This window comes from Nocardia wallacei (genome assembly GCF_014466955.1).
GTDB lineage: Bacteria > Actinomycetota > Actinomycetes > Mycobacteriales > Mycobacteriaceae > Nocardia > Nocardia wallacei.
Genome location: NZ_AP023396.1, coordinates 5,539,481 through 5,563,509, shown reverse-complemented (window position 1 = coordinate 5,563,509; position 24,029 = coordinate 5,539,481). Strand labels below are relative to the sequence as shown.

General features: G+C 69.7%; 20 protein-coding genes. 13 read left to right on the top strand and 7 right to left on the bottom strand.

The features are described from left to right. Window positions 1-79: 79 nt before the first annotated feature. From NWFMUON74_RS24500 to NWFMUON74_RS24470, 7 genes are all read left to right on the top strand, one after another. Window positions 80-1,630, top strand: a complete 1,551-nt coding sequence (locus NWFMUON74_RS24500) for an alpha/beta hydrolase (protein ID WP_425300702.1) — start codon at window positions 80-82, stop codon at window positions 1,628-1,630. Window positions 1,631-1,688: 58 nt separating this feature from the next. Further along, window positions 1,689-3,029 carry a type I glutamate--ammonia ligase gene (gene glnA / locus NWFMUON74_RS24495; RefSeq protein ID WP_187684137.1) on the top strand — a complete coding sequence of 447 codons (1,341 nt, stop codon included), beginning with the start codon at window positions 1,689-1,691 and terminating at the stop codon, window positions 3,027-3,029. A gap of 95 nt (window positions 3,030-3,124) precedes the next feature. After that, window positions 3,125-6,283, top strand: a complete 3,159-nt coding sequence (locus NWFMUON74_RS24490; protein WP_187684136.1) for a bifunctional [glutamine synthetase] adenylyltransferase/[glutamine synthetase]-adenylyl-L-tyrosine phosphorylase — start codon at window positions 3,125-3,127, stop codon at window positions 6,281-6,283. A 336-nt stretch (window positions 6,284-6,619) separates the two neighbouring features. Continuing rightward, window positions 6,620-7,996 carry a bifunctional lysylphosphatidylglycerol flippase/synthetase MprF gene (locus NWFMUON74_RS24485; RefSeq protein ID WP_232110572.1) on the top strand — a complete coding sequence of 459 codons (1,377 nt, stop codon included), beginning with the start codon at window positions 6,620-6,622 and terminating at the stop codon, window positions 7,994-7,996. A 122-nt stretch (window positions 7,997-8,118) separates the two neighbouring features. Beyond that, window positions 8,119-8,565, top strand: coding sequence for a VOC family protein (locus tag NWFMUON74_RS24480; RefSeq protein ID WP_187684134.1), 447 nt, complete (start codon window positions 8,119-8,121; stop codon window positions 8,563-8,565). Between the two features lie 254 nt (window positions 8,566-8,819). Next, window positions 8,820-9,218, top strand: a complete 399-nt coding sequence (locus tag NWFMUON74_RS24475) for a hypothetical protein (RefSeq protein WP_187684133.1) — start codon at window positions 8,820-8,822, stop codon at window positions 9,216-9,218. 2,352 nt (window positions 9,219-11,570) lie between these two features. Further along, window positions 11,571-12,230, top strand: a complete 660-nt coding sequence (locus tag NWFMUON74_RS24470; protein ID WP_187684132.1) for a hypothetical protein — start codon at window positions 11,571-11,573, stop codon at window positions 12,228-12,230. Here NWFMUON74_RS24470 and NWFMUON74_RS24465 read toward each other — a convergent pair. Both NWFMUON74_RS24465 and NWFMUON74_RS24460 read right to left on the bottom strand, forming a co-directional pair. Continuing rightward, window positions 12,223-12,582 (bottom strand): DoxX family protein, encoded by a 360-nt coding sequence (locus NWFMUON74_RS24465; protein WP_187684131.1) that lies wholly within the window; start codon window positions 12,580-12,582, stop codon window positions 12,223-12,225. The genes NWFMUON74_RS24470 and NWFMUON74_RS24465 overlap by 8 nt on opposite strands. Then, the gene (locus NWFMUON74_RS24460; protein ID WP_187684130.1) at window positions 12,582-13,181 is read right to left on the bottom strand and encodes a TetR/AcrR family transcriptional regulator; all 600 of its coding nucleotides are present in this window, start codon (window positions 13,179-13,181) and stop codon (window positions 12,582-12,584) included. The genes NWFMUON74_RS24465 and NWFMUON74_RS24460 overlap by 1 nt, the downstream gene beginning before the upstream one ends. Window positions 13,182-13,335: 154 nt before the next feature. Between NWFMUON74_RS24460 and NWFMUON74_RS24455 the strand changes: the two genes are divergently transcribed. The 5 genes from NWFMUON74_RS24455 to NWFMUON74_RS24435 all read left to right on the top strand — a co-directional run bounded on the left by NWFMUON74_RS24455 (window position 13,336) and on the right by NWFMUON74_RS24435 (window position 18,033). Further along, window positions 13,336-13,731 (top strand): YciI family protein, encoded by a 396-nt coding sequence (locus NWFMUON74_RS24455; RefSeq protein WP_232111210.1) that lies wholly within the window; start codon window positions 13,336-13,338, stop codon window positions 13,729-13,731. Then, a complete protein-coding gene (locus NWFMUON74_RS24450) occupies window positions 13,731-14,957 on the top strand; it encodes an RNA polymerase sigma factor (RefSeq protein WP_187684128.1) in 1,227 nt (408 codons plus the stop codon). The genes NWFMUON74_RS24455 and NWFMUON74_RS24450 overlap by 1 nt, the downstream gene beginning before the upstream one ends. Before the next feature lie 189 nt (window positions 14,958-15,146). Then, window positions 15,147-16,574, top strand: a complete 1,428-nt coding sequence (locus NWFMUON74_RS24445) for a neutral zinc metallopeptidase (RefSeq protein ID WP_232110571.1) — start codon at window positions 15,147-15,149, stop codon at window positions 16,572-16,574. 56 nt (window positions 16,575-16,630) lie between these two features. Then, window positions 16,631-17,542, top strand: a complete 912-nt coding sequence (locus tag NWFMUON74_RS24440) for a DMT family transporter (RefSeq protein WP_232110570.1) — start codon at window positions 16,631-16,633, stop codon at window positions 17,540-17,542. A gap of 92 nt (window positions 17,543-17,634) precedes the next feature. Beyond that, window positions 17,635-18,033, top strand: a complete 399-nt coding sequence (locus NWFMUON74_RS24435) for a PPOX class F420-dependent oxidoreductase (protein WP_187684126.1) — start codon at window positions 17,635-17,637, stop codon at window positions 18,031-18,033. A gap of 38 nt (window positions 18,034-18,071) precedes the next feature. Here NWFMUON74_RS24435 and NWFMUON74_RS24430 read toward each other — a convergent pair whose 3' ends face one another. The 5 genes from NWFMUON74_RS24430 to NWFMUON74_RS24410 form a co-directional block, all read right to left on the bottom strand. Beyond that, on the bottom strand, window positions 18,072-19,202 hold the full coding sequence (locus tag NWFMUON74_RS24430) for a glycosyltransferase (RefSeq protein WP_187684125.1): 1,131 nt from the start codon (window positions 19,200-19,202) through the stop codon (window positions 18,072-18,074). Between the two features lie 199 nt (window positions 19,203-19,401). Further along, window positions 19,402-20,127 (bottom strand): DUF2334 domain-containing protein, encoded by a 726-nt coding sequence (locus NWFMUON74_RS24425; RefSeq protein WP_187684124.1) that lies wholly within the window; start codon window positions 20,125-20,127, stop codon window positions 19,402-19,404. Window positions 20,128-20,303: 176 nt separating this feature from the next. After that, on the bottom strand, window positions 20,304-21,140 hold the full coding sequence (locus tag NWFMUON74_RS24420) for an alpha/beta hydrolase (RefSeq protein ID WP_187684123.1): 837 nt from the start codon (window positions 21,138-21,140) through the stop codon (window positions 20,304-20,306). A gap of 173 nt (window positions 21,141-21,313) precedes the next feature. Continuing rightward, complete coding sequence (locus NWFMUON74_RS24415) at window positions 21,314-22,675, bottom strand: M20/M25/M40 family metallo-hydrolase (RefSeq protein WP_187684122.1); 1,362 nt, start codon at window positions 22,673-22,675, stop codon at window positions 21,314-21,316. Window positions 22,676-22,767: 92 nt separating this feature from the next. Further along, complete coding sequence (locus tag NWFMUON74_RS24410; protein ID WP_187684121.1) at window positions 22,768-23,679, bottom strand: oxygenase MpaB family protein; 912 nt, start codon at window positions 23,677-23,679, stop codon at window positions 22,768-22,770. Window positions 23,680-23,835: 156 nt separating this feature from the next. Here NWFMUON74_RS24410 and NWFMUON74_RS24405 point away from each other — a divergent pair, with 156 nt between their 5' ends. Then, entirely contained in the window at window positions 23,836-24,015 is a 180-nt protein-coding gene (locus tag NWFMUON74_RS24405) for a hypothetical protein (RefSeq protein ID WP_187684120.1), read from the top strand. The last annotated feature ends 14 nt before the right edge of the window (window positions 24,016-24,029 follow it).

Below are 24,029 nucleotides of genomic sequence, written 5' to 3'. Positions count from 1 at the left end.
CGGCCCGACACCCCGTTTAAGGCTCGCCGACCATGCAATTCATCACACAGCTTCGTCTGGTTGGATCGTCCGTATGCCCTTGTCGCGAACCGGCCGTCTCCTCGCCGCGGTGGCCCTGATGTGCGTGACCCCGTTGGTGGTCACCGCCTGCTCCACTTCGTCGAACGACGACATCACCACGCCCTCGGCGGTGACGCCGTCCCCGGCGAATCTGGAGAAGTTCTACACCCAGGCGCCGCAGTGGGGCGGCTGCGACAACTTCGGCGACGGGACCGACCGCTTCCCCAAGTCGGCCGAGTGCACCCGGGTCACCGTGCCGGTCGACTACGCCCGGCCCGACGGCGCGACCGCGCAGATCGCGATCTCCCGGATCAAGGCGACCGGCCAGCGCATCGGCTCGCTGCTGTTCAATCCGGGTGGGCCGGGTCAGCCGGGCCTGTGGATGTCGCAGCAGGGCCAGGACACCCCGCTCGCGGAGCGCTTCGACCGCATCGGTTTCGACCCGCGCGGCGTCGGCGCGTCCACGCCGCTGATCTCGTGCATGACCGCCGAGGAATGGGACGACGAGCGCGCCGAACCGCCGAAGGACAACAGCCCCGGCGGCATCGCGGCGGCCGAGGAGGAGAACAAGCAGTTCGCCGCCCGTTGCACCGAGCGCACCGGCAACGACTTCCTCGCCCACGTCGGCACCCGGGAGGTGGTGCAGGACATGGACGTGATCCGCGCGGTGCTCGGCGACGAGAAGCTCAACTACGTCGGCTACTCCTACGGCACCCGCCTGGGGTCGTCCTACGCCGAGAAGTTCCCGGACCGGGTACGCGCTCTGGTCCTCGACGGCGCACTCGATCCCGACGCCGATCCGGTGCAGGAATCGGTGCAGCAGGCAGCCGGTTTCCAGCGGGCGTTCAACGAATACGCCGCCGACTGCGCGCGGCAGCCGGACTGCCCGCTCGGCGCGGACCCGGCGCAGGCGGTAGCGAGGTTCCAGGCCCTGGTCGGCCCGCTGTGGGACCATCCGGCGGCCACCGACGACGGCCGCCCGCTCACCTACGGCGACGCGATCACCGGCGTGCAGAACACCCTCTACGCAGAGGACAACTGGAATGTGCTGAGCGCCGGGCTGTCCCAGCTCGCCACCGGCCAGGGCGACATCCTGCTGCGCCTGGCCGACCTCTACGACGGTCGCCGCCAGGACGGCACCTACGACAACTCCCAGGACGCGTTCATGGCCATCCACTGCGTGGACGACCCGGCCGTCAAGGACCGCGCGGTGGCCGACAAACAGGACGCCGAATACCGCAAGGTCGCCCCGTTCCTGGACGACGGCCACGCCAGCGGGCAGGCGCCGCTCGAGCTGTGCGCGTTCTGGCCGGTGCCGAGTTCGTCCACCCCGCACAACATCACCGTGTCGGGACTGCCGAAGACGGTCGTCGTCTCCACCACCCAGGATCCGGCGACGCCCTACGAGGCGGGGGTGAACCTGGCCAAGGAGCTGAACGCGGCGCTGATCACCAACAAGGGCACCCGCCACACGGCGTTCCTGTCCGGCGGCGTGCCGTGCGTGGACGACGCCGTGATCGGCTACCTCATCGATCTGACCGAGCCTCCGGCCGGTCTCACATGCGGTTAATTTGCCTGACAATGGCTATGTAACACGGATTTAACGCCGGGTGCTTACGCTCGCGCGTATGGATCGCCAGAAGGAATTCGTGCTGCGGACGCTCGAGGAGCGGGACATCCGCTTCGTACGACTCTGGTTCACCGACGTGCTGGGGTATCTGAAGTCGGTCGCGATCGCGCCCGCCGAACTGGAGGGTGCCTTCGAGGAGGGCATCGGGTTCGACGGTTCGGCCATCGAGGGCTTCGCCCGCGTGTCCGAGGCGGATATGGTCGCCCGGCCGGACCCGTCGACGTTCCAGGTGCTGCCGTGGGCGTCCAGCAAGGGACATCAGCACTCCGCGCGCATGTTCTGCGATATCGCGATGCCCGACGGCTCGCCGTCGTGGGCCGACCCGCGGCACGTGCTGCGGCGGCAGCTGAACAAGGCCGGTGATCTCGGCTTCAGTTGCTACGTGCATCCCGAGATCGAATTCTTCCTGGTGAAGGCCGAAATGGACACCAAGGGCGACCCGATCCCGGTGGACAAGGGCGGCTTCTTCGACCAGGCCGTGCACAACGAGGCCCCGAACTTCCGCCGCCACGCCATCGACGCGCTGGAGTCGATGGGCATCTCGGTGGAGTTCAGCCATCACGAGGGCGCGCCCGGCCAGCAGGAGATCGACCTGCGCTACGCCGACGCGCTGTCGATGGCCGACAACGTGATGACGTTCCGCTACCTCATCAAGGAGGTGGCCATCGACGAGGGCGTGCGCGCGACCTTCATGCCCAAGCCCTTCGCCGCGCACCCGGGTTCGGCGATGCACACGCACATGAGCCTGTTCGAGGGTGAGCAGAACGCCTTCGCCGACCCGGACGATCCGAACAACCTCTCCGAGACCGCGCGGGCGTTCATCGCGGGAATCCTGGAGCACGCCAACGAGATCAGCGCGGTGACCAACCAGTGGGTCAACTCCTACAAGCGCCTGATCCACGGTGGCGAGGCGCCAACGGCGGCCTCCTGGGGCCGGTCCAACCGCTCGGCGCTGGTGCGGGTGCCGATGTACACGCCGAACAAGCAGTCCTCGCGGCGCGTCGAGATCCGCAGCCCCGATTCGGCCTGCAACCCGTATCTGTCGTTCGCGGTGCTGCTGGCCGCCGGGTTGCGCGGCATCGAGAAGGGCTACACGCTGCCGCCGGAGGCCGAGGACGACGTGTGGTCGCTGACCACCGCCGAGCGCCGCGCCATGGGCTTCAAGGAACTGCCGGGCAGCCTGGACGAGGCGCTCAAGGCGATGGAGCGCTCGGAGTTGGTCGCGGAGACCCTCGGCGAGCACGTGTTCGACTTCTTCCTGCGCAACAAGCGCCGGGAGTGGGCGGGCTACCGCGCCCAGATCACGCAGTGGGAACTCCAGGAATACCTGGATCTGTGAGGTAGGTGTCCGGCCGCGGCACGAACCGAGAACACTTTCTCCGTTCCCCGGGATGTGTGCTCGGCTGCCGCCGCCGACCCTGTAATTTGTGGGGCATGGTACGGCCACCGACTGCCCGTCCCGCGGTGCCCGGCGCCGGTCGGCTCGGGCTGCTCGAACCGACGGCCGCCGATTCGCTGCGAGAATTGGCGTGGGACAACGTCGAAAGCATTCCACTGTTGTGGGCGCTCTCGCGCGCCCCCGATGCCGACCTGGCGTTACTGACACTGGTGCGATTGCGCGAACGGCTCGGCCCCGGCTGGGACGAACTGGACGAGGCGCTGCGCACCGAGATCTCTGTGCGCGGCAGGCTGTTCGCGCTGATCGGTTCCTCCAGCGCGTTCGCCGACCACCTGGTAGCCGAACCGGATACCTGGAAACTGTTGCGCCGCACGGAATTGCCCACGCCCGCCGAACTCGTCGCGGACCTCCTCGACGCTGTCGGGGCCGTGCCCGAACCCGGCCCCCAGCCCGCGGGGGCGGAGCGCGGACCCGTGGATCGGACGTCCTCGGCGGGGTCCGCGGGCGAGCCGGTCCAGGCTCGCGGGACCGGAGAGCAGACGCCCCCGGCGCAGCACGCGAGCCAGGAGGCGGTCGCCCGTGGAACCACGGAGCACACCACCGCTACGCTGTACCGCGCATCCGTCGCGGGCCCCGAGGCAATCGCGTTGTTGCGCAAGCGGTATCGGGATCAGCTGATGCTGCTGGCCGCGCACGACCTGGCCGCCACCGTGGAGGATGAACCGGTGCTGCCGTACCAGCGGGTCGGCCGCCATCTCACCGACCTGGCGGATGCGGCGCTGACCGCGGCGCTGTCGGTCGCGGTGGCGCGGGTGTGCCCGGACGGGCCGGTACCGGTGCGGCTCGCGGTGATCGCGATGGGCAAATGCGGTGCGCGCGAACTGAATTACGTGTCCGATGTGGACGTGGTGTTCGTCGCCGAGCCCGCCGACCACACCGCGACCCGGCTCGCGGCCGAGTTGATGACGGTCGCCGGGAACGCCTTCTTCGAGGTGGACGCCGCGCTGCGGCCGGAGGGCAAGGCGGGCGCGCTGGTCCGCACGCTCGAGTCGCACCTCGCCTACTACAAGCGGTGGGCGCGCACCTGGGAGTTCCAGGCGCTGTTGAAGAATCGCCCCGCCACCGGTGACCTGGAGCTCGGCGAGCGGTACCGGGCGGCGGTCATGCCGATGGTCTGGAATGCCTCGGAGCGGCCGGATTTCGTCGCGGACGTGCAGACCATGCGCCGCCGCGTCGAGGACCTGGTCCCGGCGGATCTGCGCGAGCGCGAGCTGAAGCTGGGCCACGGCAGCCTGCGCGACGTCGAATTCGCCGTGCAGCTCCTGCAATTGGTGCACGGCAAGGCCGATGAGTCGCTGCACGTGCAGGGCACGGTGGAGGCGCTGACCGCGCTGGCCGCCGGCGGCTACGTGGGCCGCGACGACGCCGCGAACCTCACCGCCTCCTACGAGTTCCTGCGCCTGCTCGAGCACCGGCTGCAGCTGCAGCGGCTCAAGCGCACCCACACCCTGCCCGCCCCCGACGACGAGGAGGGTATGCGCTGGCTGGCGCGCGCGGCGCACATGCGCCCCGACGGCCGTCAGGACGCGGTGGGCGTGCTGCGCAGCGAGATCAAACGCAACGGGCTGCGCGTGCGGCGCCTGCACGCCAAGCTGTTCTACCGGCCGTTGCTGGAATCGGTCGCCCGCCTGGACGCGGCCGCGCTGCGGCTGAGCCCGCAGGCGGCGGTAAGACAGCTGGCCGCGCTCGGCTACGCCGCACCGGAGAACGCCCTCGGTCACCTCAAGGCACTCACCGGCGAGGTCGGCCGCAAGGGCCGCATCCAAGCGCTGCTGCTGCCGACGCTGCTGGAATGGCTGGGCGAGACCCCCAATCCCGATCAGGGCCTGCTGGCCTACCGCCGGATCTCGGAGGGCCTCGAGTCCCAGACCTGGTTCCTGCGCGAACTGCGCGACGAGGGCGCCGTCGCCGAGCGGTTGATGATCGTGCTCGGCTCCTCGGCCTATCTGCCGGACCTGCTGATCAACGCCCCCGAGACGATCCGCATGTTCGCCGACGGACCCACGGGCCCATTACTGCTGTCGCCCAAGCTCTATGACGTGCGCACGGGCATCCTCGCCGGTGCGGCCCGCTACGACGATCCCAAGCGCGCGATCGCCACCGCCCGCTCGCTGCGGCGCCACGAACTGGCCCGCGTCGCGTCGGCCGATGTGCTGGGCATGCTCGAGGTGCCGCGGGTGTGCAACGCGCTGTCGTCGGTGTGGGTCGCGGTGCTCGAGGCCGCGCTGCTGGCGGTGATCCGGGCGAGCGAGGCCGAATCGGGCGTGCCCGCGCCCGCCGACATCGCGGTCATCGGCATGGGCCGGCTCGGCGGCAAGGAACTGGGCTACGGCTCCGACGCCGACGTGCTGTTCGTCTGCGACCCGCGGTCCGGCGCGGACGAGACGGTCGCGGTGAAGTGGGCGATCGGCGTCGCCGAACAGGTGCAGCGGCTGCTGGGCGCGCCGAGCACCGATCCGCCGCTGCAGGTCGACGCGGGCTTGCGCCCGGAGGGCCGCAACGGTCCGCTCGTGCGCACGCTGGCCGCTTATCAGGCCTACTATCAGCAGTGGGCTCAACCGTGGGAGGTGCAGGCGCTGCTGCGCGCCCACCAGATCGCCGGTGATCAGGAGCTGGGCGTGCGGTTTCTGCACATGATCGACCAGGTGCGTTATCCCGAGGGCGGGGTGTCCGCGGAGGCGGTGCGCGAGATCCGCCGGATCAAGGCCCGCGTCGACTCCGAGCGGCTGCCGCGTGGCGCCAATCCCGCCACGCACACCAAGCTGGGTCGCGGCGGTCTCGCCGACATCGAATGGACCGTCCAGCTGATGCAGTTGCGCCACGCCCACGAGGTGCCCGAACTGCACAACACGTCCACGCTGGAGTCCCTGGACGCCATCGAGCGCGCCGATCTGCTCGGCGCCGATGACGTGGAGCTGCTGCGCGACGCCTGGCTGACCGCGACCCGTGCCCGCAATGCCCTGGTCCTGGTCCGCGGCAAGCCGGCCGATCAGCTGCCCGGCCCGGGACGCCTACTATCGGCGGTAGCCAAGGTCGCCGGGTGGCCCAACGACGACGGCAGTGAATTCCTCGACCACTACATGCGGGTGACGAGGCGCGCCAAATTCGTCGTGGAGCGCGTGTTCGGGAGCTGAGGTGCGGAGGCGCACGGCCTACCGACCTGCGGAAATCGGTACGTCACGCGATCGGCGGATCGCGGTGTGGCACAAGGCATAAACCCATTGCGGGAACACCGGCGGGGGAGTATCCGTTGAATTACGTGCGCGTTGCGCCGTCGGATTCATCCTATGATTCGGGTGGATGCCGATCCGGGGGAATGCCTCGCGGGTGAGACCGTATCGCTGTGGGTCTCGTCGCGCTCGGCATTACCGACCGGAACGTTTGTTCTGCATGCTTGTGGTGCAGGACGCGATCAGCGGGAGGACGGACATGACGAGGATGTTCGTGGGCGTGTGGCCGGGGGCTCCGACGTGCCCGAACTGAACTCTGCCGTCGCCGGTTACCGGAAGACCTACCGGGATGCGGCGCTGTCGCCCACGCGCGCGGTGCGGGTGCCGCTGATCGTGGTGCTGGTGCTCGTCGGCGTGGTGCTGGTGTACGCGGCCGACCGGGCGTCGCGCGAGGGCGTCGATCACGGCTGGTTCGTGGCCGTGTCGCTGTCTGGGCTGTTCGTGGCGCGCGGGCTGCACCTGCGGCGGCCCCTGACGCTGCCGCATTTCACGGTGGCGGTGCTGGTGCTCGGCGTCTCCAATATCGCCTACCACAACGGGCACCCCGGCGTCGGCTTCGTCTGCCTGGCCTCGACCGGGTTCATCCTGATGCTGCCGCAGAACTCGCGCCCGCAGCCTGATCAGCAGTATCGGGTGGCGGCGCTGGTCGATCGGACCGTCGGAGATCCGCTGGCGCCCTTCGCCCTGCATTCGGCGAAGTCGTACTTCTTCAACGCCAATTCGACCGCTGCCGTGGGCTATCGGGCCCGGTTCGGCATCGCGGTGGTGGCCGGTGACCCGGTCGGCAACCGCGCCGATTTTCCCGCTTTGATCAGCGAGTTCTCCGAGTTCGCGATGAGTCACGGCTGGCGCATCGCGGTACTCGGCGCCAGCCCGGAGCTGACCGAGCTGTGGCGCGGCCGGGCGGTGGACCATCACGGGCTACGGGCGATTCCGATCGGCCGCGACGTGGTCATCGATGTCGAGCACTTCGACATGGTGGGCCGCAAGTTCCGTAATCTGCGCCAGGCGGTCAGCCGTACGCGCAATTTCGGGGTGAGCACCGAGATCGTCAAGGAGATCGAGATCGGTGCGCCGTTGCGCTCGACGCTGCTCGACATCGTGGACGAGTGGGGCAAGGGTCATCAGACGCGCGGCTTCTCGATGATCCTCGACCACCTGCTCGACGGACGGCACCCCGGGATGCTGCTGGTCATCGCGCGCGACGCGGACGGCCGGGTGGTCGGGTTCCAGCGCTACGGCGAGTCCAACGGCGGCACCGAGCTGAGCCTGGACGTGCCGTGGCGCCGCAAGGACGCGCCGAACGGCCTGGACGAGCGCATGATCGTGGACTTGGTCGACTACGGGCGGGACAAGGGCGTCCAGCGTATCTCCCTGGCCTTCGCGGCATTTCCCGAGCTGTTCGCCGAGAAGGAGCGCACCCGCTCCCGCCAGGCCGTCTACGTCGCCGCCCGCACCCTGGACCCGCTGATCCGCCTGGAGTCGCTGTATCGCTTCCTGCGCAAGTTCAACTCCTTCGGTGACGACCGCTTCGTCCTCATCCGCTGGCGCGAAATCGTCTTCACCGCAGCGGCTCTGCTGACCTTGGAGTTCGTACCGCACCGCAAGCAGGACTGAGTCCGCCTGGTCTGCGGAGCGTGCGCCCGCTCGGTGTGATCCACGGCAGGACTCGGCACATCGCTCCGCGGAATGATGGTTGAGTGGAACGACATTCACGCATGTCGTCGTCGAGGAGCGGTATGACCACTCGCTACCAGGTTGTCATCGATACACCCGATCCCAACGAATTGGCCCGGTTCTGGGCGGAGGCTCTCGGATATGTCGTGGAGAACCACACGCCGCTGCTGCGGCGCATGGTCGACACGGCCGAACTCGAGGCCGATCGCGTGGTGCGCGTGGCGGACCGGCTCTATTGGCTGGACTTCGCCGCGATTTGCGAACCGCGGGCCGAGGTGGACCCGGAGACCGGGATCGCGCGCGGCGACCGCATCGTCTTCCAGCGCGTCCCCGAGCCCAAGACCGCCAAGAACCGCCTGCACCTGGACCTCGAGGTAGGCCCCGACCGCCGCGCGGCCGAGGTGGCGCGCCTGGAACAACTCGGCGCCCGCCGCCTCTACGACGGCAACCTCGGCGGCGCCTGGACCACCATGGCCGACCCGCACGGCAACGAATTCTGCGTGCAGTAGGGATCGTCTCCGATCCGGAAGTCGACGTAACCAAGGACGACACCCCCCGCCGCGGTCGATGCTCTCACTCGTGCCCGCTCCCGTGCGCTGAGGTCGCCGTCCATCCACCGTTTCCAGCTCCGTCATCCGTGTCAGGGGAGGTGTCAGGTCGGCGTCAGGGGGCTGTCAGCCGGGGCGGCGACAGTGTGTACATCGAACAAAACGGCCGGGCCACAGAGGATCCGGGCGGCACCGACGATGAAGGAGTACACACCATGACCATCACCCTGACCGACCAGGACAAGTCCACCCTGCGCGTCGCCGCCTACGGCGCGGTCACGCTGATGGCGGCCGCGGGCGGATCCTCGCACCGGGCGGCGACGGACGGCACCCTCGCACTGGCGTCGGCGACCGGATTGACCGGGCACGTGCTCGCGGCGAAGTCCAAGGACATCAAGCTGACCGGAAAGACTGTCGCCGAACTCGCCGACCAGGTTCTCCCCGCCCTGGCCGCGGCCGTGAACCTGCTCGAGCGGCAGGACCCGGCGGAGGCCGACAACTTCCGCGGCACGGTCACCGTCGCGGTGGAGTCCGCGACCCGGACGCGGCAGGGGCAGCCCGGCCCGGCGGCGGCCGAGATGGCCCGCAAGATCACCGCGGCCCTGGCCGCCTGATGTGTCGCCGGGAAGGCAATGGCCGAACCCCTTCGGGCCATTGCCTTCCCGACACGGGACATGGTGCCGACTGCGCGATCGGCCGTAGGAGTCACCCAGCCTGAACAGCATGGGATCGAACAGCCCGGCCATACGGCTCCGTGCCGCTGCTGTTGGCGCGGATGACGTTTCGATGATTCGATCGATCGTGGGCATGACACAGCCATCCTCGCTGTTGGTGAGGCTGAGTCGCGCCGGGCGTGGGAAAGTAGTTCTCGCCGCCGGTGGCATCGGTCTTGTTGGCCGGTGCTGGAGCGGTGAAACGAGCAGGAGAGATCGGTGAGCCAGCACCCGCAGTCCGACACGGACACATTGCGTGCGCTGGTGGCGACGTTGGAGCAGCTCATCGCCCAGGCCTCGCGGACCGTCGACGGTTTGAAGGAGGCCATCGCCGCCGCCGAAACTCATCTGGGCGAGGCTCGGGCGCCTGTGGAGACAGGTACGGCTCCGTCGGGAGTGATGCCCGGCTCGGCGGAAAGGGCAGCGCCACCGAGTGGGGTGACGCGGGGGCGGCTTCCCGGCATCGTGAACCCGCGGGCGATGTTGGGTTCGGCGGCGCGGGAAGCGAGCTCGGACCCGGCGACGCACGGGGCGATACCGGGCGTCGCGGCGAAATATCCGTCGCCGCACGCAGGGGCGAGGGAGATGTGGTCGCCGGGCGCAGCGGGGCAGGACTCGGCGCGGGATTCGGCGCAGCCCGTCGTGGCGCGGAGCTCGGCGTCGGGTGCGGCGGTGGGGAGCGCGTTACCCGTTGCAGCGGCACAGGATTCGGCGGTCGAGGGTCGGTCGCCGGAAGCGGCCGCGCGGGATTCGGCGGTCGAGGGTGTGTTGTCGCATGCGGTGGTGGGGGATTCGGCGGTAGGGGGTGGGTTGCCGGATGCGGCTGCGCGGGATTCAGGGGTCGAGGGTGTGTTGTCGCATGTGGTGGTGGGGGATTCGGCCGTCGAAGGTGCGCTGGCGGATGCACAGGGGCGGGATTCGGCGGGGGAGTCGATGTCGAGTGTGGGGCCGGGGTACGCATGGACCGGTGCTACGCGACGGGTGGTGGTGGAGCAGTCGGCGTTGTCGGATGTCGCGGAGCGGCGGCGGATGCTGGGCACGGCGGCGCATGGGACCGTGCCGGTTCAGCGGGCGGGGTCGGAGGTGACGGGGCAGCGAGTGCGGAGGGCAAGGGCGGAGGCTGCGCCGGGTCAGGATGCTGTCGCTACTTCGTCCTCCGGTACGCGGGCCGGGAAGCCCGGCCCGACGCCGTGGACCAAACGTTCTGTCCGTTCGAATCCGGCATCAGCGGCCCAGCCCTCGACGGCTTCGGCATCCGTTCCCGCTACCGACACCGATTCGCCGTCAGGACAACCTGTCTCACCACCGCAGCCGGTACGCAAGCCGGATCCACGGCACACCCACGCGTACGGCACCGCCAAGCCCCTGCCGCCCGGCCGTCTGCAGACCGGCCGGCTGTCGGCCCAGCCCCCGCCCAAGCGACCGCCGCGAGCCCGGACACCGGCGCCGCAGCCTCCCCCACCCGAGCCCGTGCCTGCCGAACCGGCGTCGGTGGATGTTCCCCGGCCCCAGCCTGTTTCGAGGAAACGGCCTTCGGAACAGCGCGCCGAGGCGATCCCTGTGACCCCGTCGCTCACGAACGCCGCGCCGCCCGGACCTTCGTTCGAGGAATCCGGACCGCCGACAGGTGTGCGTAGCGGTCCGGTGCTGCCCGATCCGTCCTCGGCGGACCTCTTGCGGCCTCGGTCCGCGCCGCAGGAACCTCGGTCGGAGACCGGCGTCCCGGGTGGTCCGGTGCTGCCCGATCCGTCGTCGGACGAGCTCCTGCGGTCGCGCCCCGTGTCGAGGGAGGCGCGTTCGGAGGCAGGTGTCCCCAGCGGTCCGGTGCTGGCGGACCCATCGTCGGCGGAGTTGCTGCGGCCTCGCCCTCGGGTACCGCAATCGCGGACAGCGGACGACCCTCATAGTGCTGTGCCCCCGATGGTGGCGGAGACGCAATCGCAAGCAGAGGTACTCGGTCCTGTGCTGACGGAATCGCGGTCGAAAGCAGGTGCGGTCGGTGGTCCCCTGCTGGCGGATCCCTCCTCGACCGATCTGCTGCGTCCCCGCCCTGTGGTGAGCGATTCGCGGGCCGAGGTTGGGGTTGGTGGTGGTCCGGTGTTGGCGGATCCGTCCTCGGCCGACCTCTTGCGGCCGCGGCCTTCGGCGGCGGGCTCGCAGGTTCGGGGTGGTCCGGTGTTGGCCGATCCTTCGTCGGCGGATCTGTTGCGGCCTCGGCCTCGGTCGGCCGGACCGCGATCCACCGAACCTTCGGTGGGCGAACCCGTGGCAGCGGAGTCGGGGTCGCAACCTGTGCTGCGGCAACCGCCGCAACTGCCTACGGACCCGCTGCCGGACCCTCGGCAGGAGCCGCCTGTCCGCAGTCTCGAGATCATCGGATGTGATCGGGACGGGCTCGATCCACGTACGGCTCGCGTGATCGCGTCGGCGCTCGACGATCTGCATGCGAAGTATCCGATTCCGTTGCGCGGCATCGAGATCGGTGAGCCCGGCGGTGCCGCGGTGCAGCGGACCGGACCCGGGCCGGGTACCGAGGACAGCGGCGGTTTCTGGCTCGTGCTGGATCGAACCGTGATCCGGCCGGAAGAGTCCGAGCAACCGCGACGGCGGTGGTCCAGACGCAAGTTCGAGCGTGCCGTGTACGCGGCCGTCGTCAAGGAATACGGTCACGCCCTCGACCGGGCCGGGGGCTTCAAAGCGCACGAGAAGGCGTGGCAGACCGCGCTCACCGACTCCCTGCTCGGCGGCAGTTACAACCCGCTCGATCCCGCCCAGGCGCTCGTCGACGGGTTCACCGAGGTGGTACTGCACGGCAAACGCGCCGGGAAGACGGCCACGGTCCTGCACGACGCACTGGCCGAGGCCGTGCCGAAATACGTTGCCCCGGAGTCCGGTTCGCAACTTGTCAGGTGAACCGGCCGACCGCGACCAGGACCGCGATCACGAACAACACGACGTTCGACAGCGAACGGCCGTACTCGGCGCGGCGGAGGTGCGTGGCGAACCCGCCGACCATCACCAGCGCCAGCCCCACCGCCGCGACCGGGGTGAGGATCGTCGCGATGCCGGTCGCCCAGGGCAGCACGACACCGGCGCCACCCACCACTTCGACCACGCCGATCCCGGTCACCGCGCGCTGTGACAGGTCGTCGACCCACGGCATCGCGCCGCGCAGCTTGTCCTCGGGTACGGCGACCTTGGCGAGTCCGCCGAGAATGAAGGAAGCGGCGAGGACGATCTGCCCCACCCACAACCAGATGTTCATCAGTACTCCTCAGGATGCAGCCAGGCGGCCGCCACCGTATTCGCGACTCGATCCACCAGGCCCGAGTCGTCACCGCCGAGCAGATGCAGCCACAGGAACAGCGGCCCGGCGAATTGTGCGTGTGCCCACCGCAAGTCGGGCAGCGCGGCGAGTTCGCCACGCTGTACCGCCCGCACGGCGACCCGGCGGATGAGTTCCTGCTCCGGCAGCAGGCAGACCTGTTCGAAAACGCTCTGCAGCGAGCGGTCGCGCAGCAGGTCGACCAGGATCTCCGGCAGCACCGCTCGCACCCGCGGATGGGCCATGCGCGTGACGAAATCCGTTGCCACCTCCCGCAGGTCACCACGCAGACTGCCGGTGTCGCGATACTCGCGCGGACGCAGATCGCCGATGAGGTGATGCAGCGCCAGCGCGGCCTTCGACGGCCAGCGCCGGTACAGCGCGGCCTTGCCGACCCCGGCCCGGTCGGCCACGTCCTGCACCCGCAGCCCGGCGTAACCGACCTCGGCCAGCAGCGCGAGCGTGGCCTCTCGCACCGCCCGGTCGGTGTCGCCGGACAACGGGCGGCCCGGCCGCGGCGGCGAAGTTTCGGAACTCACGGTTCCGAAACCTAGCACATACGGAACCGTGAGTTCCATAAGAAAATTGTTCCGTGCGTTCCGCCGTGCGATGTCCGAAACTGAGGGACAGCTCCGACGTACCCGGTGAGAGGCGCCGACGGGGCGCCGGTCGAAAGGAGTGACCGTGAAGTACATGATCCTCAGCTACGGCTCGCAGCAGGACTACGACGGCATGGGCGGCAGCGGCGAATCCGCCTGGACCCCGGAGGATTTCGCGAAGATGACCGAGTTCATGACCGCGTTCAACCGGGAACTGGAGGAGTCCGGCGAGCTGGTGGAGACCCGTGGCCTGGCCGCCCCGGTGCACACCCGCCGCGTCGGCAACCGCGACGGCGCGGCGTTCGTCACCGACGGCCCCTACGCCGAGACCCAGGAGGTACTGGCCGGATACTGGATCGTCGAGTGCGAGAGCTTCGACCGCGCCACCGAGATCGCGGCGCGGCTGCGGGGCTGCCCGGCGCCGCAGCAAGCCTACGACCGCGCCTACGCCGACGTCCGGCCCATCATGGAGTCCGCGGACGAGATCTGATGTCCCGCACCGAGTTCGACGACCTGCTGCGCGAACTGGCGCCGCAGGTCCTCGGCGCGCTGGTGCGCCGGTTCGGGCATTTCGACGCTGCCGAGGACGCGGTGCAGGAGGCGCTGCTCGCGGCCGCCACCGGCTGGCCGGCGGAGGGGCTGCCGGAGCGGCCGTTGAGCTGGCTGATCACCGTCGGCGCGCGGCGGCTCACCGATCTGCTGCGCAGCGAGCAGGCGCGGCGAGCGCGCGAGGATGCCGTGGTGCACCGGCGATTGCCGGAGGAATGGCTGGCACCGGCGGCCGACCGGCCTGCCGACGCCGACGACACGCTGATCCTGCTGTTCATGTGCTGCCATCCGGCGCTGTCCGCGTCCTCGCAGATCGCGCTGACGTTGCGCGCCGTCGGCGGCCTCACCACCGCGGAGATCGCCCGTGCCTTCCTGGTGTCCGAGGCGACGATGACCCGGCGCATCACCCGGGCCAAGAAGGTGATCGCCGAGAGCGGGATCCGTTTCGCCGCGCCCTCGCCGGCCGAACGCGACGAACGGCTCGCGGCGGTCCTGCACGTGCTGTATCTGATCTTCACCGAGGGGTACGCGGCGACGTCCGGTGCGGATCTGCATCGATCCGAATTGTCCTCGGAGGCAATCCGTTTGACCCGGCTCCTGAATCGCCTGCTGCCGGGCGAGAGCGAGGTCGCGGGTCTGCTGGCGCTGATGGTGCTGACCGATGCCCGCCGCCCGGCGCGAACCGGCCCCGCGGGCGAGCTGATTCCCATGCAGGAGCAGGACCGGAGCCGTTGGCGCGCACGAGATATCGCCGAGGGTGTCGAGCTGATCACTGCCGCGTTGCCGCAGGGTCCCGTCGGCCCTTACCAATTGCAGGCTGCTGTCGCCGCGCTGCACGACGAGGCACCGGACTACGCCTCGACCGATTGGCCGCAGATCACGCTGCTGTACGAGCGGCTTCTGGAGTTCGGCGACAATCCGATGGTGCTGCTGAATTACGCCGTCGCCGTGGCGATGTCCCGCACACCCGCCGCGGGCCTGGCTCTGGTCGAGCAGGTCGCCGAACGACTGCCGGACGACCACCGCGTCGATGCCGTGCGAGGGCATCTGCGCGAGATGCTCGGTGATCGCGACGGCGCCCGAGCCGCCTACCGCGCGGCGGCGGCGCGCGCGAGAAGCCTCCCGCAGCAGCGATATCTGAACGCGCGCGCCTCCCGGCTGGCGTGAACCCCGAAACGCCGAACTTCCCGCACCTGGGTGTCGAGGCGACGTTGCGCCAACGGCGTGGCAAGCGATTACGATGTGGGCGCTCGGAGACGGGGGAACCGCTGGCGCGGAACCGGATCGTCGTGGTCCGGGTGCGTGACGGTAATCGGGGAGGCGAACAATTTGATACGACACATACGGCCGCGGTTCGTGGCACTCGCGGGACTGCTCGTGCTGGTCGCGGCGCTGGCCGGATGCGGCGGAGAGTCGACGGGCACCGCGGTCCAGCAGGCGGGGGTCACCGACTCCGGTGACCCGTGGGAGGTCGCCGGCGCGACCCAGGGCAACGGGCCCAGCGGCCCTCGCTCGGGCGTGCCGGACGCGCCGCTGCAGGCGGAGAACGGCGACGGCGGGGAGATGGACCGGCTGGCGCTGAATACGCTGGCGGATCTCCAGGAGTACTGGGGCGCCGAGTATCCGAAGTTCTTCAAGGGCACGTTCAAACCCGTGGACCGCTTCATCTCCTGGGACGCGCGCGCTCCCGAGGAGCAGGCGGTGAAATTCTGCAAGTCGACGACCTACCGCATGGTCAACGCGGCGTACTGCAAGCTGGACAAGACCATCGGCTGGGACCGCGGCAAACTGCTGCCGCTGATCACCGACAAGTACGGGAAGATGGCGGTGGTGATGGTGCTCGCCCACGAGTACGGTCATTCGCTGCAGGATCAGGCCCGGTTGAACGGATTCTTCACTCCCACACTGGTATTGGAGCAGCAGGCCGACTGCTTCGCCGGGGTGTTCCTGCGTCGGGTGGCGGAGGGCGGCTCGGCGCACTTCACCCTCAACACCACCGACGGGCTCAACGGGGTGCTGGGTGCGGCGGTCGCCGTCCGCGATCACGATCCGGAGGGTAGGAACAACTCGCACGGTTCGGCGTTCGAGCGGGTGACCGCGGTGCAGATCGGCTGGCAGGACGGCACCGAAGGCTGCAAGACGATCAACAAGAAGGAGATCAAGGAGCGTCGCGGCGGACTGCCGACCAGCTTCGAGGAGGACGACCAGGAGAACCAGCTGCCGGTCGACAACGCGTCGCTCGATCTGGTCGCCCAGGCGCTGGGCCGTATCTACCCGCTGGCGCAGCCGCCGCAGTACGACTACTCCGGCATCGTGCGGAACTGCCCGCAGGACACCGCGGTGGAGCCGGTCTCGTACTGCCCCGCCGCCAACAAGATCGGCGCCAATGTGCCGGGACTGGCCGCGCGAGCCGGGGCGTTGCCGGGCGCGGACGAACCGCTGTCGGCGGTGGTGGAAGGCAATTACAACGCCTTCCTGGTGTTCATCTCGCGCTATGCGCTCGCCGTGGAGAAGGAGCGCAACCTGCCGCTGTCCGGCGCGGAGTCCGCGGGCCTGCGCACGGCGTGCCTGTCGGGGGTGATCACCACCAAGCTGAGCGACCCGGCCAGCGATCCGCGGCTGACGTCCGGGGACCTGGATGCCGCCGTGTCGGGCCTGCTGTCCGACGGTCTCGCGGCCAGTGACGTGGACGGCAAGCTGGTGCCGGGCGGCTACCAGCGGCTGGAGGCGTTCCGGACCGGGGTGCTCGATGGTGAGGGCGCCTGCCTGGCGACCTACAAGTAGCCCAGGGTCCATTCCGGCGACACTCCGGATTCACCGGACACGCCGAGGATGGGCCTGTGCTGACACTCGGGCCGTGGGCGGCCGGTAGCGCTGCGGCGTTGCCGGCCGCCCTGTTGTTCGCGGTGTCGGCGGCGTGGCAGCAGGGCAGTGTGCGCGGAGCGGCGCTCGCCGTGGAGTCGGCGTCCGGGCCGCTGGCCGTGGCCGGGATCGCGCGGACCCTGCTGACCAACCGGCGCTGGCTGCTCGGGCAGGCGTGCAGTGCCGCCGGATTCCTGTGCCACGCGGTCGCTTTGCGGTACGGGTCGATTTCGACGGTGCAGGCATTGCTGGTGGTGCAGTTGCTGTTCGCGCTGCCGTTCGCGGCTCGGCGGCGCCGGATCCGGCTGCTGGCCCGCGACTGGGCGGGCACCGTCGCGGTGTGCTGCGGGCTGACAATGCTGGTGGCGCAATCCGTTCCGGTGGGACCGGTGCGTGCGGACCGGCTGCCGATCGCCGGGTGCCTCGTCCTTGTGGCGGTGGCTGTGCTGCTGGTCGCGGGCCGGGTGTTCGGCGGCACCCAGTGGCGTTCGGCGCTGACGGCGGTGGCGGCGGGATGGTGCTTCGCCGCCACCGCCGTGCTGATGGCTGTCGCGACTCCCGCGCTGCCGCAACCACATTGGGCGTGGCTCGGGGTGCCGTTCTCCACCGTGATCGGCGGCATCCTCACCCAGGAGGCCTTCGCCCGCGGGTCGCTCCCCACCGCGCTCACCACCATGACGATCACCGATCCGGTCCTCAGCTACGCCGCGGGGCTCACATTGTTCACCGCCTCGGCCTACCCGCGGGCGTTGCCTCTCACGGCCGCTGCCGTCACGGTGATCGGCGGTGTCGTCCTGCTGGCGAATTCGCCCACGCTGCATGACGAACGCGATACACCGGTCGGGGCCGCCGGGGCGGGAGACCCGGTGGGCGTGCGCGGCCGGGCGTAAGACCTAGCAGCGCTAGACAACGTGGCCGAGGGGATGTTACTGTCGCTCTACATTCTAGCGACGCTAGAAATTGGAGCCTAGGAGTAACCGACATGACCTTCACCAGCAACGAACAGCAGTTCCTCGCGGAGGCCGGGATCGGCCGGCTGGCGACCGTCTCGCCCGACGGTGTCGTGCAGAACAACCCGACCAATTACCGGGTGAACGCCGACGGCACGATCGATATCGGGGGAATGCGGATGCGTGCCAGCCGGAAGTATCGCAACGTCGAGGCGGGCAGCCGGGTGTCGTTCGTTGTCGACCAGCAGGTTTCCCTGGAGCCGTACGTGATTCGCGGTATCGAGGTGCGGGGCACGGCCGTGGCGCTCGCGGACGAGGAGCCGCCGTTCCCGCCCCAGGAGCGGGCGGTGATCCGGATTCACCCGGACCGCATCATCTCCTGGGGTATCGACGGCGGATCCTTCGACTTCACGAGTCGTGGCGGCGAGTAGCCGGGCCCGCATCGCCGTCACCACCTGCGTGCGGATCGTCAGGCGGAGCGTAGGGCAGGTTCGAAGTTCTCGTAGAGGTCCAGCATTCCGGTGACCGTGCGCGACCAAGGAAAGCGTTCGGCGCTGTGGCGGGCGGCGCGGCGGCGTTGTGCGAGGGGGAGGGACAGCAGGTCGCGCGTCGCGGTCGCGAGACCTGCTGGGGTGCCGTCACATGCGAGGCCGGACCCCGGGCTGCCGAGGAGTTCGCGGGCAGCGCCCGCGTGCGGAACGACCACAGGGGTGCCACAGGCGAGGGCTTCCAGCACGGCCAGGCCGAATGTTTCCGCGGGAGAGGGGCACAAGGCGATATCCGCCGCGGCGATCATGTCCGCCACCGCTTTTCGACCGGGGACATGGCCCTGGAAGCGCACCGGTAGTCCGGCGGCGAGATGCTCGAGGTCCGCGCGGAGGGGACCGTCGCCGACCACGGTGAGGTCGGCGTCGATTCCCTTGTGCCGCAGCAACTGTAGCGCTTCGATCGCGCGCTCGGGGTGCTTCTCGCGGGACAGTCGGCTCACCAGGATCAGCTGTGGCTTACCGGATTCGGTCGTCGGCCTGCCACGTTCGGCCGTCGAGGTAGCTGCCGGCCGGAAGGTGTCGAGGTCCACGCCCAGCGGAATGCGGTGCACATTGCGGGCGCCGATGCGGGTGAACTCGGCGCGGGCGAACTCGGAGGTGACGACGATGCGCTCCACCCGGGCCGCGAGCCGCCGATTGGCCAGGTCGGCGGCGGTGACGAGCGGGAATCCCGGTGGCACACGGGTCCGCAGGATGGCGTCGATGCGCTCGTGCGAGAACAGGACCAGCGGCACACCGGTTCGCCGGGCCCACGGCGCGAGCCACCGCATACTCAGCTTGTCGCTGCACTCCAGCACGTCCGGCCGCAGGTGCCGCAGGAGTGGGCGGGTGCGCCGGGCGGTGAGCACGTGATACCCGGCGCTGCCGAAACGTGGCCCCCGCACGGTGATTCGACGTCCCGCCGCCGTGTGCTCGTCCGCATCGACCAACCCCGGTACCACCAGCACGCGCTCATGCCCGGCGGCCACATACCCGCGCCCGATCTCGTCGACGCAGGTACGCAGACCACCCGAGGCGGGGGTGTAGAAGTTCGCCAGCTGGACTATCCGCATCAGCGGACCCCTGACGCCGAACCCGATCGTGTCCCACTGAAGACAGACCGGCGACGCGCGCATCGGCGTCGGCTGGTGCGCACGAGATTTCGAGGACGCGCGGAACAGATGGCCCCGAGTCGTAGGTGCTCGGGGCCGGGTTCTCTCCGGCGCCCCGCAGGTGCCCGGACGAGCGGTGTCGGGCGCCCGGCGCGGGAGGTCACCCGATCACCTCGGCGTAGGTGGTGGCGTTCGCGCCCGCCGAGAGTGCCGCGTCGATCGCGCGGAGGGCGGCCTCGCGCAGGGCGGGGCGGTGGAGGTCGTCGGGATGTAGTGCGATGCGGACGAAACCGCCGCGGGCCGCGGTCCGCCGGGAGAGCGTCTGCATCAGCCGCGCCGCGGTGCGCTCCCCGCCGCCACCCGGGCGCTGGGAAAGGGCGAATCCACGGATTCGTCTGCCGGAGCGGAGGTCTCGCACGCCGAAATGATCCGTGGTGTGCGAGAACCCCGCCCGCCGCAAGGACTGCTCGGCAGCGGGCGACGCCAGCCAGCCGGGCGGGGTGAATCCCGTGCTGTTCAAGCCCAACTCGCCCATCACCGTGGTGGCGCGGCGCAGCCGCATCTCGGCCGCCTCGGCGTCGAGCGCGGCGAATTCGGCGGCCCCGCGAGCGACCAGCCGGGCGATCGCGCGCCGCGGCAACGGACCCGTTCCCAGCGCTCGATGCTCCCAGCCGTGCACCATGATCTCGTCACCGCGCGCACGTCGCGCCCGCAGAAATGTCGCGTACTCCGGCGCGTCGGCCAAACTCGTTCCCCGCCACGGCCCCGGAATCACCAACAGCGACACCGGAATTCCGAACGCATCGGCATCCGCACACCACCGTTCGGTCTCGGCAGCGGTCGCCGGAGCCACGTCATGGACACTCACCACCAAGCGTGCAGGCACGCGCGCACGCTAGCAGCGCCCGGTTGCCACCAGCTGAACAGTTCCGGTCATCTTACGGGCCGATTGGGGATCGTGCGATGGCGGGCGAGGCCGAGTAGTTCGCCCGGGGCGATCAACGCACCACCCAGGCACAACATGGCGTCCGCCGATCGCGCGTTCTCGGGCGGGTACGCCGCTCAGGCGGGTAGGTGCTGGTGTAGCCAGGTGGTGAGGTCGGTGAGGACGGTTTCTTGTTCCGGCTCGTTGAAGACTTCGTGGTAGAGGCCGGGGTAGCGGTTGACGGTGAGGTCGGGGGTGGCTGCGTGCTGTTCGATGAGGTCGGCGCTGTCCGGGGCGGCGAGGGCGTCGGCGGTGCCGTGCAGGACGAGGGTGGGGACGGTGAGGCGGTCCAGGCGGTGGGACACGATCTCGGTGGCCCGGAGGATTTCCGCGCCGGTGCGGGCGGGGAGTTTGCCGCGGAATACGAGTGGATCCTCGTCGTAGGCGCGGACCACCTCCGGGTCGCGGCTGATCGCGGATGAATCCAGTTGCAGCACACCGAGTCCCGGCGTCAGCCGGCTCAGTACCGGAGCCAGCAGCCGTTGCAGCGGATTGCCCGCGGAGATGACCAGTGGGGGCGCCGATACCGCGATGCCCGCCACGTCCAGGGGCGCGCGGGTGGCGAGGTAGAGCGTGATCAGACTGCCCATGCTGTGCGCGACAAGGAATTTCGGCACGTCGGGGTGCGCGGCGCTCGCGGTTCGGAGGAGCGTCGCGACATTGTCGGCCGCACCGTCGACCGAATCGATGTTCGCCTTGGCTCCGGCGGAGCGGCCGTGTCCGATGTGGTCGGGGGCGTATACGGCAAAGCCGTTGTCCGCCAGCCATTTGCCGACATGCTCGTAGCGCCCGGAGTGCTCGGCCACGCCGTGCACGAGCACGACGACTCCCCGCGCCTGTTCATCCGGCAGCCAGGCCCGCCAGAACACGGTCCCGCCCCGCCCCTCGAACTCCCCGGTTTCGGTCCGCGTCATCGTTCCTCCGTCCGCCGCCCCGCACCGCCGCCCAGTCTCGCACGTTCCGGTCGGCCCGAGGTGCAGGTGCGCGGGACATGCCGATCGTCTACCGATTCGTCTCGGGGAGTGTGAGCCAGGCGAAATGCCGGGGGCCGTGCCTGCCGAGTCCCGGTACGAGTTCGGTCGGCGGGTTACGTCCGGCGGGTGTAGTGGTCCATCAGGCGTCGGTTGAAGTCGATGAGACGGGCGTAGTTGGTGCGGGAGAGGCGTTCGTCCGTGCCGTGGATGCGTTTCAGGTCCGCGGCGTCGAGGATGACCGGGGCGAAATTGCAGCGGGTGGCGGCGAGGCCGTCGTAATAGCGAGAGTCGGTGGCGCCGGGGACGATTCCGGTGGTGACGACCGCACCGGGCACCACGGCGCGGGCGATGTCGGCGACGATCTCGAAGGCGGGGCCGGGCCCGGTGATGTCCGAGGGCTCCGACGACATTCCCACCAGCTCGAGGTCGATTCCGCTGTCGCGCACCACGCGGCGGCAGTGCTCGAGCACCCCGGCCACCGAATCTCCGGGCAGAATGCGGAAATTCACCAACGCCTCCGCCGACTGGGGCAGGACGTTCGCCTTCACGCCGCCGCGGATGACGGTCGGCGCCGTGGTGGTGCGCACCAGCGCCTCGGTCTGCGGTCGCGCCGCCATCAGCCGTGTCACCGCGGCGTTCGCCTGCGGCAGCAGGCCCAGCGCCGCGCGGGGGAGCGTGGACAGGGCAGGGCGGATGCGGGTGAGCATGTCCGCGGTCACCGGTGGCATGCGCAGGGGCATCGGCCGGTCCTGCAGCCGCGCCACCGCCCGCGCGATCCGCCCGACCGCGGTCTGGCGGCCGGGCATCGAGGAATGCCCGCCGGGGTCGGTCACGGCCAGACGCACTGTCGCCCAGCCTTTTTCGCCGAGCATCAGAAAGGCGGTGGGGCGCCGCACGCCCGGCGCAATGCCGTCGGTCACCACGCCGCCCTCGTCGATCAGCAGATCCGCCCGCACCCGCAGCGAACGCAGATGCGCGGCCATCCGGGCGGCGCCCTCGCAGCCGAGCGCCTCCTCGTCGTGGCCGAAGGCGAGAAAGATCGTCCGGTCCGGCCGGCGGCCCGCGGCCAGCGCCGCCTCGACGGCTTCCAGGATCGCCAGTACCCGGCTCTTGTCGTCGATGGCGCCGCGACCCCACACGAACTCGTCGTCCACCGCGCCCGCGAACGGCGGATGGGTCCAGCGCTGCTCGTCGTCCACGGGCACCACGTCCAGATGCGCCAGCAGAATCGCCGCCGTGCCGGTTTCGGCGCCCGCCCAGCGATACAGGCGGCTGTGGCCGAAACGGGTGAGCTCCAGCTCCGCGTGCACCAGCGGGAAGCACTGCTCCAGATGTGCGGCCAGCTTGTCGAACTCGGCCTCGGCCGCGCAGGACGCGGGACCGGTGTCGGAGGAGACGGTCGCACAGCGCAGCGCCGCGGCCAGCCGTTCGGCGGTCCGGTCGTCTACGCCGGTCGCCGCGGGCGTGCTGGTCATCGGTTACCACGCTCGAGAGAGGAAACTGTCACCGTTGCATTGTTCAGCACGTGCGCCCCGGCGGCGAAGCACCACCGCGCCGCGTCGTCGCGTCAGCGCGGGCGCAGGTCGATCATCTTCCGCAGCCGGGCGCGGTCGCGTTCCAGACGCCGGGCCTCGTAGGCGATGGGGAAGTAGCGGATCCGCTCGGGGAGCATCGGTACTGTGCGGCCGATGACCCAGCCGAGTACGCGGAGTTTGCGTTCATCGGCGGGGGTCCAGGTGAGACCGAGTTTGCGGCGGGCCGATTCCGGGGTGGTGCCGACGGTGCAGAAGTACTGCATGCGGCCGATCGGCGCGGTGACGGCCCGCCACAGCGGCGCCAGCACGCGCGGCAGGAAGGTCGGCGGGGCGATATGGCGGATGACTCGCAGGTAGTCGTGGGCGACATCGGTTGCCACCAGATGGTTGTCGACCATCTCGTCGAACCACTTCTGCCAATCGCCGAAGGTCGCCGGAATCTCCTTGGGCGGCACCGAGAAATTGCGCATCAACTGCACGGTCTCGCGGTAGTACTCGTCCTTCTCCGCGGCGGTGAGTGGCTTGCGGGTGAAGTATCGGTTGCCCTCGGTGAAGGCGAATGTGCCGGTGTGCAGCACCCACGCCCACGGACCGGACGACAGCGCCTTGTGCTGGACGCCCGCGGCGTCGACCGTGTTCAGCGTCGCGTGCATCTTGCGCAGCCGGTCCGCCTCGGCCAGCGCCTCCTCGCCGCCGTAGATCCACATCATCACCGAGGCGAGGCTGCGCGTGGCACGGCCCATCGGATCGGTACGGAAGGTCGAGTGCTCGTCCACGACCGCGGCGATGGTGGGCTCCATGGTCTGCAGCAGGAACGCCGAACCGGCGGTGAGCGAGAAGGTGATCAGCCCCGTCTCGTCCCACATCTTGGTACCCGGGCGGAAGGGCTGCCGGGGCGGAAGTTCGCTGGCGGTGCGGTCGATCCGGGCTACCGACGCGGTCATGGTGATCTCCTCTGACCACTAGACAACATGAGAAAGTTACTACCGAATCATCTCACCCTATCTCGGGGTCGGCAAGGGCGGGAAAATTGACGGTGCGGACCACCTATTGGTGGAAGAATGGGGGTCTCGCTCGGTTGGCGGTGAAGGGAGTTTGTTGTGATCCACGTTCATCTTCCGCATTTCGAAAACCGTCCCTCGCTGCCCGCGCTCGGTGACCGTGCCCGCCGCGCGCTCGGCCGGTTCCGTGGTGCCGAGCGCACGCCCCGCCCCGCCGCCGATCGTCGCCCGGCCGTGTACAGCGCCTCCCTCGGCTGCCATCCGCACCTCGACCGCTGAGCCCGCACCTGAAA